General features: G+C 40.3%; 14 protein-coding genes. 6 read left to right on the forward strand and 8 right to left on the reverse strand.

Annotation, left to right across the window (positions count from 1 at the left end; translation table 11 throughout):
- Window positions 1-7: 7 nt before the first annotated feature.
- The 7 genes from B9A52_RS23035 to B9A52_RS23065 form a co-directional block, all read right to left on the reverse strand.
- Entirely contained in the window at window positions 8-445 is a 438-nt protein-coding gene (locus B9A52_RS23035) for an RrF2 family transcriptional regulator (protein WP_084122936.1), read from the reverse strand.
- Between the two features lie 71 nt (window positions 446-516).
- Entirely contained in the window at window positions 517-759 is a 243-nt protein-coding gene (locus B9A52_RS23040; RefSeq protein WP_084122937.1) for a cytochrome C oxidase subunit IV family protein, read from the reverse strand.
- 1 nt (window position 760) lies between these two features.
- The gene (locus tag B9A52_RS23045; protein WP_084122938.1) at window positions 761-1,348 is read right to left on the reverse strand and encodes a cytochrome c oxidase subunit 3; all 588 of its coding nucleotides are present in this window, start codon (window positions 1,346-1,348) and stop codon (window positions 761-763) included.
- A gap of 6 nt (window positions 1,349-1,354) precedes the next feature.
- On the reverse strand, window positions 1,355-3,121 hold the full coding sequence (locus B9A52_RS23050; protein WP_084122939.1) for a nitric oxide reductase activation protein NorD: 1,767 nt from the start codon (window positions 3,119-3,121) through the stop codon (window positions 1,355-1,357).
- Window positions 3,122-3,405: 284 nt separating this feature from the next.
- Window positions 3,406-4,185, reverse strand: coding sequence for a CbbQ/NirQ/NorQ/GpvN family protein (locus B9A52_RS23055; protein WP_084122940.1), 780 nt, complete (start codon window positions 4,183-4,185; stop codon window positions 3,406-3,408).
- 134 nt (window positions 4,186-4,319) lie between these two features.
- A complete protein-coding gene (locus B9A52_RS23060) occupies window positions 4,320-5,675 on the reverse strand; it encodes a cbb3-type cytochrome c oxidase subunit I (protein ID WP_084122941.1) in 1,356 nt (451 codons plus the stop codon).
- A gap of 4 nt (window positions 5,676-5,679) precedes the next feature.
- Window positions 5,680-6,120 (reverse strand): c-type cytochrome, encoded by a 441-nt coding sequence (locus B9A52_RS23065; protein WP_084122942.1) that lies wholly within the window; start codon window positions 6,118-6,120, stop codon window positions 5,680-5,682.
- 212 nt (window positions 6,121-6,332) lie between these two features.
- Between B9A52_RS23065 and B9A52_RS23070 the strand changes: the two genes are divergently transcribed.
- From B9A52_RS23070 to B9A52_RS23090, 5 genes are all read left to right on the forward strand, one after another.
- Window positions 6,333-7,028: a Crp/Fnr family transcriptional regulator gene (locus B9A52_RS23070; protein ID WP_084122943.1), complete on the forward strand. Its 696-nt coding sequence runs from the start codon at window positions 6,333-6,335 to the stop codon at window positions 7,026-7,028.
- A 140-nt stretch (window positions 7,029-7,168) separates the two neighbouring features.
- A complete protein-coding gene (gene nirK / locus B9A52_RS23075; protein WP_084122944.1) occupies window positions 7,169-8,644 on the forward strand; it encodes a copper-containing nitrite reductase in 1,476 nt (491 codons plus the stop codon).
- Entirely contained in the window at window positions 8,644-9,432 is a 789-nt protein-coding gene (locus B9A52_RS23080; protein ID WP_084122945.1) for a formylglycine-generating enzyme family protein, read from the forward strand. The genes nirK and B9A52_RS23080 overlap by 1 nt, the downstream gene beginning before the upstream one ends.
- Before the next feature lie 90 nt (window positions 9,433-9,522).
- Window positions 9,523-10,113 carry an SCO family protein gene (locus tag B9A52_RS23085; protein ID WP_084122946.1) on the forward strand — a complete coding sequence of 197 codons (591 nt, stop codon included), beginning with the start codon at window positions 9,523-9,525 and terminating at the stop codon, window positions 10,111-10,113.
- A gap of 335 nt (window positions 10,114-10,448) precedes the next feature.
- Complete coding sequence (locus B9A52_RS23090) at window positions 10,449-13,682, forward strand: type ISP restriction/modification enzyme (protein ID WP_084122947.1); 3,234 nt, start codon at window positions 10,449-10,451, stop codon at window positions 13,680-13,682.
- 184 nt (window positions 13,683-13,866) lie between these two features.
- Here B9A52_RS23090 and B9A52_RS23095 read toward each other — a convergent pair whose 3' ends face one another.
- Window positions 13,867-14,331: a hemerythrin domain-containing protein gene (locus tag B9A52_RS23095; RefSeq protein WP_084122948.1), complete on the reverse strand. Its 465-nt coding sequence runs from the start codon at window positions 14,329-14,331 to the stop codon at window positions 13,867-13,869.
- 59 nt (window positions 14,332-14,390) lie between these two features.
- On the opposite strand from B9A52_RS23095, the gene B9A52_RS23100 reads away from it, so the two are divergent.
- On the forward strand, window positions 14,391-15,029 hold the full coding sequence (locus tag B9A52_RS23100) for an HPP family protein (protein WP_231955381.1): 639 nt from the start codon (window positions 14,391-14,393) through the stop codon (window positions 15,027-15,029).
- Window positions 15,030-15,115 lie beyond the last annotated feature (86 nt).

Raw genomic sequence — 15,115 nt, forward strand, 5'->3', positions numbered from 1 at the left:
TTTTTTTTCAATCGAATAGTCGGACTTCATTGGCTGTAATTTTATCTCCCAACTCAGCAAGATTAGTTATACAAAGATGTGTTTTCACATCAGCTTTAACTTCTTTCCAAAAATCATGTACCGGGCAAGGTTTTTCTACTCCACATCCTGGGAATCCCAACAAGCAATTGTCAAAATAATCCTTACCTTCCAACGCCAATACAATATCCACGAGCATAATTTGATCAGCAGGTCTGGCCAAAGCTACTCCTCCTGAAGGTCCCCTGTATGAATACAATATTCCTTCATTGTTTAATTCTCTGAAAATTTTGGTCAGAAAATGAAAAGACAATCCCAATTCTTTGGCTATTTCGCCTATACTGACATACTCATTCACTCTTGGATGACTTACAATGTAAAGCAAAGCCCTGATACCATATTTACTCGTTTGGGAGAGTACCTTCATTTTTATTTTAAGAGTTTTTACTCCGAAATAAAGTAATTTTTACCCAACTCTACAAATTTTTTTCAAATAATTCATATAACCATTCCAACCAGCAATACAACCAACAACCCCACTGTAACTGTAGCGATTTTCCAGAATAAATGTGCCTTTCGTAATTCCATAAACTCAAAGGCTACCAAATAAAACTTAACACCCGCAATCCCCATAACCGTAACGGACAAAAGCCCGGATTCTCCCCAAAAGCTTGCTACTAATCCAGTTACCAAAGTCAATCCTATCAAAACCAAGAGTGTGAATAAATTTTCATCTTTCATATCAAAAAACAAGATAAAGTGATGGAAAAAGCAACAACCAAATCAAATCACACATATGCCAAAATGCAGCACCCGACTCTACATCTGAAACCACTGTAGCCTCATTTTTATTTTTTAAATTGAACCAAATGACCATTAATATCACTAAACCGATTAAGACATGAGCTAAATGAAAACCTGACAGTAGCCAGTAAAAAGTAAAAAACATATTATCTGTCATCTCAATGTCTGATGAAAGCTTCTCAAGATATTCCCAGCTCTTGAGTACCACAAAAATCAAACCTCCGAACATGGTAAATGCCAAACTAAATTTGGAGGCAGACAATTCTCCCAACCTTAACTTTGAAACAGTATTCGCCATAAAATACCCACTAACCAAAAGAACAATTGTATTGAGCATGCCCAAAGGAGCATTAAGTAATAACCTGGATTTATGAAAAAGTTCTGGCTCCAACTTTCCGTAATACACCAAGCCTCCAATTCCCAAACCGAAAGTGACCAGTTCCAAAATGATGATGATCCAAAGCAGAACACCCCCGGGGGGATAGAAAATATCCTGGTGATCGATTTTTAAAGTTTTTAGTTCCATTCCATTTTACTGGTTTTTAATTCTTTCATACAATTTGACCAAGGAGCTCAAAAGCTCAACAGGGTTGGTCAAAATCTGATAATGGTTTTGTCCAAACATCTGAGGTAAGTAATACTTGGCTTGTGCTTCTATGGCCAAAGCATAAGAATGGATCTGTTGTTCGTTCAATTCCCTCAGCGCCTGTTTGATATCCTGTATGCCATATTTTCCTTCATAGCGGTCATAATCATTGGGCTTGCCGTCTGATATCAGAATAACCCACTTGTTTTTGGTCGGCCGCAAATCCAATCTGGCTCCGGCGTGTCTCAAGGCGGCACCGATACGAGTATAGCCCTGAGGTTCTACGGCCCCTACACGCTTCTTACCTACCTCCCAATTTTCATCAAATTCCTTGAGTGTGAGATAGGTTGAATAATTTCTGGTTTTGGAATAAAAACTGTCAATGGAAAAATCAATATCAAACTCATTTAGAATTTCACCGAAAAGAATGGACACTTCTTTTTCAACATCAATCACCCGATTGTTGGCAGCATATCCATCACTGGACAGACTGACATCCAAGAGGAGCAAAATGGACAGGTCCTTTTCTTTCTTACGCTTGGACAGATAAATATTTTCCGAAGGGGTTTTGCGGGCATGCACATCGGTATACAAATCGGTCAGGGCATCAATATCAAATTCATCTCCATGATTCAGCCGCCGTTGTTGTTGCATCTTATTATTCACAGATGTCAGCATCTTCCGAAGCCCCGCCAAGGTACTTGCATTTTTGGATATGGTATTCCTATAATATTCCATGTCCGCTTTGACCTGGATTTTGGGGTAAACTTTACAAAAAGCTTCTTTATAACTGCACTTTTTAAAATCCCATTCATCATAAAGTAAATGGAAGCCTCTTTCATCTCTTTCCGCACTTTCAGAGACTGTGGTATTTTCCACAAATTCTGCCTGATAGACCGAGTGGGCCGGGTCATCCACCCTCACGGTAAATTTCATACTCAACTCTTCCAAGGCATCCTGATGGTCTTCCAATTCATCTTTACCATCAAAGTCCCTCCATACGCCATTGGATTCTTCGGCAGTTTCGACTTTTTCAAAATTGTGCAGTAATACATAATCTTCCTGCTGCTTTTTATCGATGGTGAGGTTTTTGACTTCCTCCACTGCTTTGGCCATCAATGTGGTCGTAGGATTTTCTTCTTTGCCTTTTTTGGTACGGTCGTCAAAATTTTGGAGCTGATCCTCTGCATCTGAAGCAGGGTCAGCAAACATCCATTTCCCGTAAAGTAGGCTGAAATCTGCTTGCTCTCCAACCTTAGTTTTGGATTCAAAATGATTTTTTAATTTTTCATGCAGTTGTCCGGCAATCCTGAAATCCAAGTTCAACTTTTCCAAAATAGCAGGAGCCGTCTGTTCCGCCATTTGCCTTGAAAGCATGATGTCATCTGTAGCTATGGTCCAATTGTATCCCAAATCCTGCTGTACGCTCAAGTACATGGTTCTAAAAAAATAGAAGTATAGGTTTTCTTCCCAAGTTGAAAACTCAGAATAAGAAATAGGCAGGAAAAAATTATTGTTTTTGTATCCCCCTTCTCTTTCAGCGGGGTAAATATCTATGGCTTTACCGGTAATCGCTCTTGCCAAAAAAGTCAAGCGGGGACGTATCATTTCCAAGTCCACCTTATGGGACATACCCATTTCTGACTTTAGCCTGCTTTTTTTAAAATAGCGGACTAACTTGCCGTATACCCATTCATCTAAATCCAGTCCCATTTATCTTATTATTTTATTTGTCTTGTCAATCCCATTCCTCCTGATGATTACACCACCTCCCTAACTGAAGTCCTTCTAAAATATCAAAGAATACCCACCAATATCCCCCTCCTATATCAACTATTGGTAAACCTGATTTCAACCTTGACACTAATACCTCAATATCGCTTTCAGCCAATATCCTCTAATATCAATCAGTATCCACCAATATCTATTTCGGCAATGGCATATTTCTAAATATTTCGAGAAGCATATTTCCATTATATTTCTACCATTTTTCAATATCATATCATCAAATCCACCAAATCCTTCATGGACTCAATGGTCTGTGCATCATCACTTAACGGCTCTACAATGCCCACATGGCAGGAAAGCCGCTTTGGAAGTCCTGAATGGATCAATTTGGCAGCATCTACCAATAGCCGGGTGGACACCGTTTCGGTCAAACCTAATTCTGTAAGATTTCGGATTTTACCTCCTATACTGACAAGCTTCTTGGCTACCTCCTTATCAACTCCTGTTTCGTTGATCAGGATTTCTGTTTCGATCTTAGGTTCCGGGTAATCAAAACTCAATGCAACAAAACGCTGCCTCGTAGAAGGCTTCAGCTCTTTGAAGCCTCTTTGATAGCCTGGATTGAAGGAAGCAATCAACATAAAATTTTCATGGGCTTTGACCCTTTCACCCAACTTATCAATAAACAATTCTCTTCTGTGATCTGTCATAGAATGGATCGCCACAATCACATCAGGACGGGCTTCCGCCACTTCGTCCAAGTACAAAATGGCTCCCTCACGAACCGCAGTGGTCAAAGGACCATCGACCCAAACTGTTTCAGCACCTTTGATAATAAATCTGCCAATCAAGTCAGTCGAAGAGGTTTCTTCATGGCAGGAAATGGTGATCAACTTCTGCTCTATTTGGTGGGCCATATATTCTACAAACCTGGACTTACCGCTTCCTGTAGGTCCCTTCAGAAGTAAGGGCATACGGTTCCGGAAAACATGAATAAACACCTCCTTTTCCTGATGTGTCTGATGATAATATGGTACTTCGATGATCATGATATTTTCTATTTTTTTTGGTGAAATAGCCAAGTTACCCTATAAGAGCAACCTGGCTGGGTTCAGGATAACCTGAATAAAGAAACAAACCGTTTAATCGAAATTATTTTAACATTGAAAAAGGTCAAAAAACCCTAGCTGACCAATATCGCCTCTTCCTTTTTGGTCAAAGCCTCGTCAGACGGCCTTCCATACTTGATAAATTCATAGATATACAACCCAATGCCAATAGAAAATAAGGTAGCATTGAGCAACATCACCACAAAGTGGATTTTCACCTCTTCTTGAGCTACCATAAAATCCATGTTCAACCTTCTTTCAAGATAAACCTGTACAACACCTGCAACCCCAAGCGCTACCACCATCCCAAGCATACCGATATTTGATAGCCAGAAGGCAAGATGCCCATTGGTTTTGTCATGACGTTTCCTGCCTGTTAGATTTGGCATAGCATAACTGATTATCGCCAATACGATCATCACATAAGCACCCCAAAATGCATAGTGCCCATGCATAGCTGTCACCAATGTTCCGTGTGTGTAGAGATTGGTTTGGGGAAGCGTATGTGCAAAACCCAACAATCCCGCCCCGATAAACGAAACTATAGCCGCTCCGATGGTCCAGAAAAGGGCAATTTTATTAGGATGGTTTTTCTCACCTTTCCGGTACATATACACTGCAAACAAGGCCATGGCAAGAAAAGCAAGCGGCTCTAAGGCAGAGAACACTCCCCCTACAACCAACCAGATTTTATTCACCCCTATATAGTAGTAGTGATGACCGGTGCCAAGGACCCCTGACAGGAATGTCAAACCTACAATCACATATAGCCATTTTTCGATGACTTCCCTATCTACTCCTGTCAGCTTGATCAACAGGAATGCCAATATACCGCCCATGATCAATTCCCAAACACCCTCTACCCAAAGATGGACCACCCACCAACGGAAAAAAGAGTCCGTCACCTGGGAATCAAACCATATCATACCCGGCAAGTACAAAAGAGCTGCAAATACCAGCCCCATGGTCATGACCAATGCAGTAGTGGTCTGTCTTTTCCCTTTAAATAAAGTGGCTAATATTATTCCCAAAAAGAGCAATACATTGACTACTACCAAATAATCCAGTTCCCGGGGTATTTCCAGGAATTTTCTACCCTCCCAAATATTGAAATGGTAACCGGTTATGGCAACCACACCGACTACTGCCAGAGAAATCAACTGCACATAAGCCAGCTTAACACTAACCAGTTCGCGTTGCGCTTCCTCCGGAATGATATAATAAGCTGCGCCCATAAATCCGGTGAGCAACCAGACTACCAGCAAATTGGTGTGCACCGCACGAGCAGTATTAAAAGGTATCCAATCATGGAAACCATCCATCCCAATTCTTGCAAAACCCATGATAAAACCATAAATGATCTGCAATGAGAATAGCAGCATACATAAGGCAAAAAACCAGTAAGCTACCTGTTGTGATTTATATTTCATAAGGCTAGTCTTTTATTTTGTCTTTAGCTAGAGGAGAAACAATACGGTCAAAACCATTAAGATCGATTCCCCCAATCCATTTGAAGTATTCGACCATAGCTTCTGCATCTTCATCGCTCATGTTGTAAGCGACCATTTTCCGTCCATTGGGTGCCCATGGTATCGGAGATTGAAGGATAGCCTTTACCATTGGGGCTCCCTTTCTATCGATGACTTTGGTAAGCTCTGGTGCATAGTAGCCACCTTCACCTAATATGGAGTGGCAGCCCATGCAATTATTGGTTTCCCAAAGGTGCTTACCCTTTATTACCTGTTCGGTAATGTTGAGATGATTGGACTGATCGTTACTTGGGGCCATAGAATAAATGGTCAACCCAATAAATATCAGGAAAGTGACCGCTGTTCCGCCAAGAAAGAAAGTCCTCGCTTGTGATTTTGATAGCATATTTGACCGGTTAAATGATAAATTAATATTAAAAGACCTTTTTATCTTTTTTTTACTAATATAAGACTGCTTTTGAAAATAAAAACACCTTGGAAAAAAAATTTAAACAGATTTTACAAAAGACTGATTAAAATCAGGATTTTTGACTTCATATTTTCCGAAACCTTAGAATTTGTACTTTTGCTGAACATTTTGAACAAAAACTTAAATCTATGCATTCATGGTTTAATAATCCAGCCTGTCTAATCAATTATTGCAGTCCAGAATGGGTTGAAATCATACAACAACGGTCAATTACACATTTGTATCCAAAAGGACAATATGTATTTATGGAAGGAAGTCTTGTCATGGGTGCATATTTTATTTTGAAAGGAAAAGTAAAAGTGATCAGTTCTGACCAAACTGGAAAAGAACAGACTGTAAGGTTGGCCAATGAAGAACATATGCTTGGCCATACCGCAATTGGTCTGGAAAAATACAGTGTCGGTGCTATCACCTTGGAAGATTCCATCATTTGCTTTATTGAAAACAACATACTTTATGAAGCTTTTATGGCCAATCCAAAATTCACTTTTGAAGTAATGCTTTTTTATTCAAGAGAGTTGCGGAAAAGCGAATTACGTACAAAGTGCCTTGCTTTAATGAATAATGAGGAAAAGGTGATTCTGGGTCTCTTGTACATTGCTGATACTTATAATCAAGAAAAAACCAAAAACCAAGTTGAAATAATTCTCAGCAGACAGGAAATTGCCCAAATCATCGGGACAAATGCCGATCAGGTAAGCCGGGTTTTGTCAAGCCTTAAGAAAGATTACTTAATAGAAACCAGAGAAAGGACTATTGTCATTAAAAATATAAATCATCTGAGGTCAATGTTAAACAAATACCCTTTTGCGACGGGGTGCTGATCAGATCCCTGCGAAAACGCAGAAATATTCATGCAATAATATTTTTTTTTGATTGACAGTTGTCATGATGCACTATTCTATTTTTATCGTCCTTTGTAGAGCTTAAAAAAAATCCATTTAAACATCAAATGAGAAGTACTATGAAAACCGGAAAATTAAATTTATTTAAAAGATATTTTTATCTTTTTATCTTTTTATATGGATTGATCGCAACAAGTTGCACACAAAGTCAATCCCGAAATGCGGGCAACATAAAGTATGTAAAAGACCATAGCAAAACCAAAGTCTTCGGGAATATGGTAGCAGAGTTAACCTCCCCCCCTCACGTCCCACCTCCGGTTGGAAACAGACCTGCCATGAAGTTATTCATGGAAATGGAAATCATAGAAGAAGAAATGGAAATGGCTGATGGCGTTTCTTATGTATTTTGGACTTTTGGTGGAACAGTACCAGGTTCATTTATCCGTGCAAGAGTTGGTGACGAAGTGGAGTTCAAAATCAAAAACCACCCGGACAACAAACTTCCACACAATATAGATCTCCACGCAGTTACAGGACAGGGCGGTGGTGCTGAGGCTTCGTTTGTAGCTCCCGGCCACGAAAAAACCTTTTCTTTCAAATTGATAAATCCCGGTCTCTTTGTTTACCACTGTGCCACAGCACCTGTGGGGATGCACATTGCCAATGGGATGTATGGGTTGATATTGGTAGAAACTGAAGGCGGTCTTCCTCCTGTAGACAAGGAATTCTATGTCATGCAGGGTGATTTCTACACAGAAGGTAGATTTGGAGAACCCGGTTTACAGCCTTTTGATATGGAAAAAGCTTACGATGAGAGACCCGATTATGTAGTATTCAATGGAAGTACCACTGCACTTAGCGGCGAAAATGCACTTCAGGCTAAAGCGGGAGAAACCATCCGTCTTTTCTTTGGAAATGGCGGTCCCAACCTGGCTTCATCCTTCCATGTGATTGGAGAAATTTTTGATAGGGTATATGTAGAGGGGGGAGACCAAGTCAATTATAATGTAGGAACTACCTTGATTCCGGCAGGTGGGGCGGCAATTCTTGAATTCAAAGCCGAAGTCCCTTCCAACTTGGTATTGGTGGATCACTCGATATTCAGGGCATTCAATAAAGGCGCACTAGGTATCATCAGTGTCACCGGTGATGAAAACGAGAAAATATTTGCCGGAGAAATTATGGAAGGTATCTATTTACCTGAAGGCAGTACTATCCAGAAAATGCCTATTGATGGCACTACGGTAACTCCACCTGTCACCATGACCAAAAGTGAATTGATAGATGCCGGAAAGAAAATTTACATGCAGGCCTGCTTTGCCTGTCATCAGGCTAACGGTGAAGGATTAGCCAACGCATTCCCGCCTTTGGCCAAAGCTGATTACCTGAATGCTGATGAAAACAGAGCTATCGATGTACTGTTGCACGGACTTTCCGGAGAGGTAACGGTAAACGGGAAAAAATACAACAGTATCATGCCATCTCAACAACTCAAAGATGAAGAAGTTGCAGCAGTTTTGACTTATGTCTATAACAGTTGGGGCAATAATGGTTCCGAAATCACCCCTGAAATGGTAAGCAAACGAAGGAAATAATGAAAAAATTCATAGTGGCAGTAGCAGGTTTCTTTATTATTAACCATGCATACTCCCAAGAAAGTAATATGGCTCTGATAAAAGGGGGGAATTACACCCCCCTATACGAAGTAGGTGAACAAGCCTATGCCGAGGTGCTGAATTTTTACCTGGATATCAACCCTGTTTCTTATGCAGATTTCCAAAGATTTGTACAGAAACATCCTGAATGGCAAAAATCAAAGGCTAAAAAAATATTTGCAGATTCAAGATACTTGAGCAATTGGGAAAATGACCTTTCTGCCCCTTCCGCAATGTTGGATAAACCTATAACCATGATTTCATGGTTTGCCGCAAAAGCTTACTGTGAATGCCAAGGAAAGAGACTCCCCACTGTTGACGAATGGGAATTTGCCGCTATGGCCTCTTCATCAAAGAAAGATGCCCGGGAAGACAGTCTTTATAATGTTTCGATTTTAAGAAGCTATGAACAGCCCAAAACCTACCTGAAAACAATAGGCCAATCTCCTGCCAATTATTGGGGGATCAAAGACCTTCACGGCATGGTTTGGGAATGGACCCAGGATTTCAATTCTATCATTCTCACAGGTGAATCAAGGAACAACGGCAATACCGATGCGGGGCTTTTCTGTGCAGCAGGTGCCATTGGAGCCAAGGACATGATGAACTATGCTGCATTTATGCGTTATGCCATGCGCTCCAGCCTCAAAGCAAGTTTCTCTATCACAACGCTGGGCTTCAGATGTGCAAAAGATGCCCAACCTCAGAATCAAATGACTCTAAAATAATCATATGAAATGCCCACGAGAATATTTTCTCACAAAGAAATGATTATTTGGGGCATTCCATATGGCCTTAAAAAATAAAATTATAAACAAATGAAATACCTTAGTCTATTACTTGTCGCATTTATACTTTTTGCATGCCAGGAAAAAATACAACATAAGCCAGTTACCCAAGATGAAAAAGATTGGGATGAACTTTCCATTTACCAACTCCCTTCTGTGTGGAATACGCAAGATGGTGCAACCATTGAATTCAAGGAACTGCAAGGAAAACCCCTAGTGGTGGTTATGATCTACACGGCTTGCAAAACTGCTTGCCCACGACTCGTTACAGACATGCGCATGATCGAAGAGAAAGTTTCCTCCAAAAAAATGAAAGATGTCCAATATGTACTTGTGAGTATCGATCCAATCAACGATACCCCTGAAAAATTAAAAGACTTCGCCAAGGAAAATGGCATGGACGGAATTCAGTGGCTATTCTTACAGGGTACTGAAGATGGAGTAAGGGACTTTGCCAATATCATGGCAGTCAAATACAAGCAAATCAATCCTATTGATTTTTCCCATTCCAATATCATTTCTGTATTTGACCGTACTGGAGTGATGCAATACCAAAAAGAAGGCCTCGGACTGGTCAATGATGAAATCGTCAATAAGATAGTTGCAATAGCTAAAAATTAACCGCTCCTCGGGATTTGCAATCCCGAGGACAGGTAAATGGAATTTGTAATTCCAATCGAACCTTCCTTGAATGAAACCAGGATTACAAATCCTGTTTATCTGTCAATCGATACCGATAGCTATCGGTACAAATGGCGAACAGCGGCTCCTAGTGATTTGCAATCGCGAGGACAGATGATTGGAATTTGTAATTCCAGTCGAACCCTCCTTAAATGAAACCAGGATTACAAATCCTGTTTATCTGTCATTCGACATTACAAATGTCGAATAGCAGTCGTGATATATCCAAAATTAACTTTTTCCCCTATATTTAACCCAAAGCATTCTTTTTTACGATGACCATACAACAGTACCTGGAAAGTATCCACAAACGTTTTATGCTGGGGCATGCTACCGAGCATTCTTTTAGAGGTGACCTTCAGCAATTGATAGAAAGTCTGGCACCGGACATTCAAGCTACCAACGAACCCAAAAGGCAATCCTGTGGAGCACCTGATTATATCCTCACTAAGAAAGATATCCCAGTAGGTTTTATTGAAGCCAAAGACATTGGGGATCGTGACCTTTCAGGAAGCAAGAAAACCGGAAACAAAGAGCAATTTGACCGGTACAAAAGCTCCTTAAACAACATTATTTTCACAGATTATCTGGACTTCCATCTTTATAGAGATAGGGAATTTGTAACCAACATCGCCATTGCCGAACTCACTGAAAAAGGAATAGAATTCCGTCCTGAGAATTATCAGGCTTTCGGCAACCTGATCAAGGATTTCTGTACCCATGTGGGACAGACTATCAAGAGACCCAAGAAGTTGGCAGAAATGATGGCAGGCAAAGCCCGACTCCTTTCAGACGTAATCGAAAGGGCGCTCAATTCTGATGAAGTGACCCAAGAGGACAGTACGCTGAAAGAACAGATGAATGCTTTCAAGCAGATTTTGATCCATGACATCACCCCAAAAGGATTTGCGGATGTGTATGCACAAACCATCGCTTATGGGATGTTTGCCGCAAGGTTACATGACCCTTCTTTGGGAACGTTCAGCAGACAGGAAGCTGCCGAACTGATTCCAAAGTCCAACCCTTTTCTGCGCAAACTCTTTGGTTATATCGCCGGACCGGATATTGATGACCGGATCAAGTGGATTGTGGACAGTTTGGCTGAAATATTTCTCGCTACCGATGTAGATAAGATTCTCAAAAATTACGGGAAGCAGACCAAAATGGAAGACCCGATAATCCATTTTTATGAAACCTTTCTAAGCGAATACGATCCCAAACTCCGCAAGGCCCGTGGCGTATGGTACACGCCCCAACCTGTGGTCAACTTCATCGTCCGTGCGGTAGATGAAATCCTCCAAAGAGAGTTCGGTCTTTCCCAAGGTTTGGCGGATACTTCCAAAACCAAAATCACCCTCAATTCCCAAACCCCAGATAAGCGCTCCACAACAGGATACAAGCAAATAGAAAAAGAAGTACACAAGGTGCAGATCCTGGATCCGGCTACAGGAACAGGGACATTCCTTGCAGAAGTGATCAAGGAAATCCATAAAAAATTCCAGGGCCAGCAGGGCATCTGGTCCCAATATGTGGAAAACCACCTGATTCCCCGCCTGAACGGATTTGAGCTGCTGATGGCTTCATATGCCATGGCACATCTCAAACTCGACCTCTTACTTACTGAAACTGGATTCAAACCAACTTCCAACCAAAGATTGCGTGTATTTCTGACCAACAGCTTGGAGGAATTCAATAAAGACACAGGAACACTCTTCGCCAATTGGCTGAGTGCCGAAGCCAATGAAGCCAATCATATCAAAAGGGATACACCGGTGATGGTCGTCATCGGAAATCCTCCTTACAGTGTAAGTAGTACCAATAAGGGAGAGTGGATAGAAAAGCTCGTGGGAGATTACAAGAAAGACCTTAATGAAAGAAATATACAGCCGCTATCGGATGATTATATTAAGTTTATCCGTTTTGGACAGCATTTTATAGAGAAAAATGGAGAGGGAATCCTGGCCTATATTTCTAACAATAGTTTTATAGATGGGCTGATTCATAGACAAATGCGGAAGAATCTTATGGAAACATTTGACAGCATTTATATTTTGGATTTGCATGGAAGTACAAAGAAAAAGGAAATTGCGCCAGATGGAGGGAAAGATGAAAATGTTTTTGATATCCAGTCGGGTGTTTCAATTAACTTATTTATTAAAAAGAAGAATAATAACTCAAAAAAAATAAGCTCCTATGACCTTTATGGAAAGAGAGATTCAAAGTACTCTTTTTTGGATTCAAACACTTTAATGTCCATCAAATGGAATAATCTAAATCCTAAACCATTAAATTATTTATTCACAAAAAGGGATTATGCTTTAGAAGAAGAATATAAAACTGGAATTTCTATCGATCATTTGTTTTCAAAATATTCCAGCGGAGTAAAAACACATAGGGATCACTTTGTTATAGATCCAAATAAAGAGAATTTATTAAAAAGAATTAAGGAGTTCTTTGATATCACTATAGATGAGGGTAGCATCCGTTCTGCCTTAAATTTAAATGATAATCGAGATTGGACGTTAAAAGAAGCGCGTCAAGGATATTTTCAAAACCAAATGCTTCAAAGTTATTGTTATCGTCCTTTTGATATCCAGCATATTTATTTTGATCAGAGCCTAATCGATTTTGGTAGGCCACAAATAATGAATCATTTCTCTGGTAAAAAGAATTTAGGATTAATTAGTGTCATTCAGGCGCAAGCTGCAAACGTACAATTCTTTGATTGTATTTTTATTACAAAAATGATTGCAGACACAAATATGTTTAGACGAGGAGGGCCAAACATTTTCCCCCTCTACCTCTACCCCGAATCCTCCAACCAACTAGAAATAGGAAATTCCCCAAGCAGAAAACCCAACCTGAATATGGAGATTGTGCAAGAGATTGCAAATGGCCTGGAGATTGGTTTTGTACCGGAAAAAACAGAGGAAGGAAATGTTTGTTTGGCAGAAAGTGAAGACGTCCGTCCAGAATATCGACAGCATTTTGCTCCCGTTGATCTTTTGGACTATATATATGCTGTATTGCACAGCCCGTCTTACAGGGAGAAGTACAAGGAGTTTTTGAAGATTGATTTCCCAAGGGTGCCTTATCCAAAAGACACTGAAGTGTTCTGGAAGTTGGTAAGTCTCGGATCAGAATTAAGAAAAATCCACCTACTTGAAAGCCCAAAAGTCAGTCAATATAGGACCCAATATCCCGTAGATGGCGACAATGTGGTGGATAAGCCGAGGTTTGAAAATAACCCAGACCTGCCAGGTTTTGAAAACCTGGCAGGTCTAAACCTAGGCCGAGTCTACATCAACCCTATCCAATATTTTGATCATGTCCCAGAAATCGCCTGGAACTTCTACATCGGCGGCTACCAACCCGCCCAAAAATGGCTTAAAGACAGAAAGGGCAGGACATTGGATTTTGAAGACATCCTTCATTATCAAAAGATTATTGTGGCTTTGATGGAGACCGATAGGTTGATGAGGGAGGTGGATAAGGTATTTGAGGTATAGTCAGCTTCTCGGGATTTGCAATCCAGAGAACAGATAATTGGAATTTGTAATTCCAGTATCCTTCCTGTAGAGACCTGGATTCAAAATCCTATTTATTCTAGGTTCAGGATTGCAAATCCTGAACAGCCAGAGATATCCTAACTCTAGAATCTTCGAAGTCTTAGACACTTCAAAAGGTAATGTCCTATTTCCAAAACTCATCTTCCCATACCGCACATGAAGGTTCCCCAGCATGGTTTTCGGTGATTGTTTCAAGCTCTTCTTCAGTGGCTACGTCCTGTATTTTGTTGAACAACACTCTTTCTTCAAATCGTATATGGGCTTCCAATTCTTTTTCTAATTTCTTTAGGTGATCATAATCCGATTTTGAATCATTGAAAAGTTTTTCCAACCTTTTATGCTCTCTAAGGGCTTGTTGCACCATTATATCGTCATCGCCCAATACAGTAAAAACAAACTTCTCCTCCTCGGAGAAATGTGCAGCCAAATGTTCTTTCCAAAACCACTCACAATACTTTTTGATTCTCGCCTCCTCTACCCCTAATTTGATCCCCTGACGGATTTTGAAACAAAGCAAAAGACCTTGATGATGGTCTCTGCTCAATGCCTGCAGTGCTAGGTGGCGCTTAATAGGTTTATGTTTGGTCATTTTTATTAATGAAGGTTTTAAGGAACAAAGCTTACCGCAATTTGCTTATTTTTGAGGCCATGAAAAAGAAAAAGCTGAAAAAGTCCTTACAAAAAGCCCGGTATATTGTCTATAAAGAAACAAGGCACAATCCGACGGATAATGCATGGTCGTTTTTTGGGGGATTTTTAGGATTGAGTGCTATTGGTCTACTTCAAAGCCTCTTCCATTCAGATGAAAACACTGATATCTTATTTCTGATTGGAGCTTTCGGGGCGACCTCAGTGATATTATTCGGGAATCCTCACGGTCCTTTTGCCCAACCTCGAAATTTATTTTTTGGTAGCCTGATTTCAGCGGTTATTGGGGTCACTGTTTACAAGTTTTTTTTCATAGATTCAATGATATGGTTTTCGCCGGCATTATCAGTTTCGCTGGCTATTCTGGCCATGCAATACACCAAAACATTACATCCGCCGGGAGGGGCTATCGCACTGATAGCCAATATCGGATCCGGTGAAATCAAATCCATGGGCTACTTTTATGTCATCAACCCAATCCTGACCGGTATCATCATTCTTTTTGTCATGGCTATTTTATTCAACAATCTGTCCAAAAACAGGATTTATCCATACAAGGAAGTGGAAATAAGACCTTTAAAATATGCGGAGAAAATCTATTTTTGGAAAAAAGAAACCAACCAACCCGACATCGTCTAAACTTTATGACTGATATTTCTGAATTTCAAATGGGGAAGCAACACTGAGGAGAAAGAAATCTTTTCTACATCCAAGGAGAAATTTTG

This window comes from Aquiflexum balticum DSM 16537 (assembly GCF_900176595.1).
GTDB classification, from domain to species: Bacteria; Bacteroidota; Bacteroidia; order Cytophagales; family Cyclobacteriaceae; genus Aquiflexum; species Aquiflexum balticum.

Bases quoted from the DNA above. Each gene is read 5' to 3' on its own strand.
- B9A52_RS23035 (WP_084122936.1), bottom strand. From the start codon at position 445: ATGAAGGTACTCTCCCAAACGAGTAAATATGGTATCAGGGCTTTGCTT.
- B9A52_RS23040 (WP_084122937.1), bottom strand. From the start codon at position 759: ATGAAAGATGAAAATTTATTCACACTCTTGGTTTTGATAGGATTGACT.
- B9A52_RS23045 (WP_084122938.1), bottom strand. From the start codon at position 1,348: ATGGAACTAAAAACTTTAAAAATCGATCACCAGGATATTTTCTATCCC.
- B9A52_RS23050 (WP_084122939.1), bottom strand. From the start codon at position 3,121: ATGGGACTGGATTTAGATGAATGGGTATACGGCAAGTTAGTCCGCTAT.
- B9A52_RS23055 (WP_084122940.1), bottom strand. From the start codon at position 4,185: ATGATCATCGAAGTACCATATTATCATCAGACACATCAGGAAAAGGAG.
- B9A52_RS23060 (WP_084122941.1), bottom strand. From the start codon at position 5,675: ATGAAATATAAATCACAACAGGTAGCTTACTGGTTTTTTGCCTTATGT.
- B9A52_RS23065 (WP_084122942.1), bottom strand. From the start codon at position 6,120: ATGCTATCAAAATCACAAGCGAGGACTTTCTTTCTTGGCGGAACAGCG.
- B9A52_RS23070 (WP_084122943.1), top strand. From the start codon at position 6,333: ATGCATTCATGGTTTAATAATCCAGCCTGTCTAATCAATTATTGCAGT.
- nirK (WP_084122944.1), top strand. From the start codon at position 7,169: ATGAAAACCGGAAAATTAAATTTATTTAAAAGATATTTTTATCTTTTT.
- B9A52_RS23080 (WP_084122945.1), top strand. From the start codon at position 8,644: ATGAAAAAATTCATAGTGGCAGTAGCAGGTTTCTTTATTATTAACCAT.
- B9A52_RS23085 (WP_084122946.1), top strand. From the start codon at position 9,523: ATGAAATACCTTAGTCTATTACTTGTCGCATTTATACTTTTTGCATGC.
- B9A52_RS23090 (WP_084122947.1), top strand. From the start codon at position 10,449: ATGACCATACAACAGTACCTGGAAAGTATCCACAAACGTTTTATGCTG.
- B9A52_RS23095 (WP_084122948.1), bottom strand. From the start codon at position 14,331: ATGACCAAACATAAACCTATTAAGCGCCACCTAGCACTGCAGGCATTG.
- B9A52_RS23100 (WP_231955381.1), top strand. From the start codon at position 14,391: ATGAAAAAGAAAAAGCTGAAAAAGTCCTTACAAAAAGCCCGGTATATT.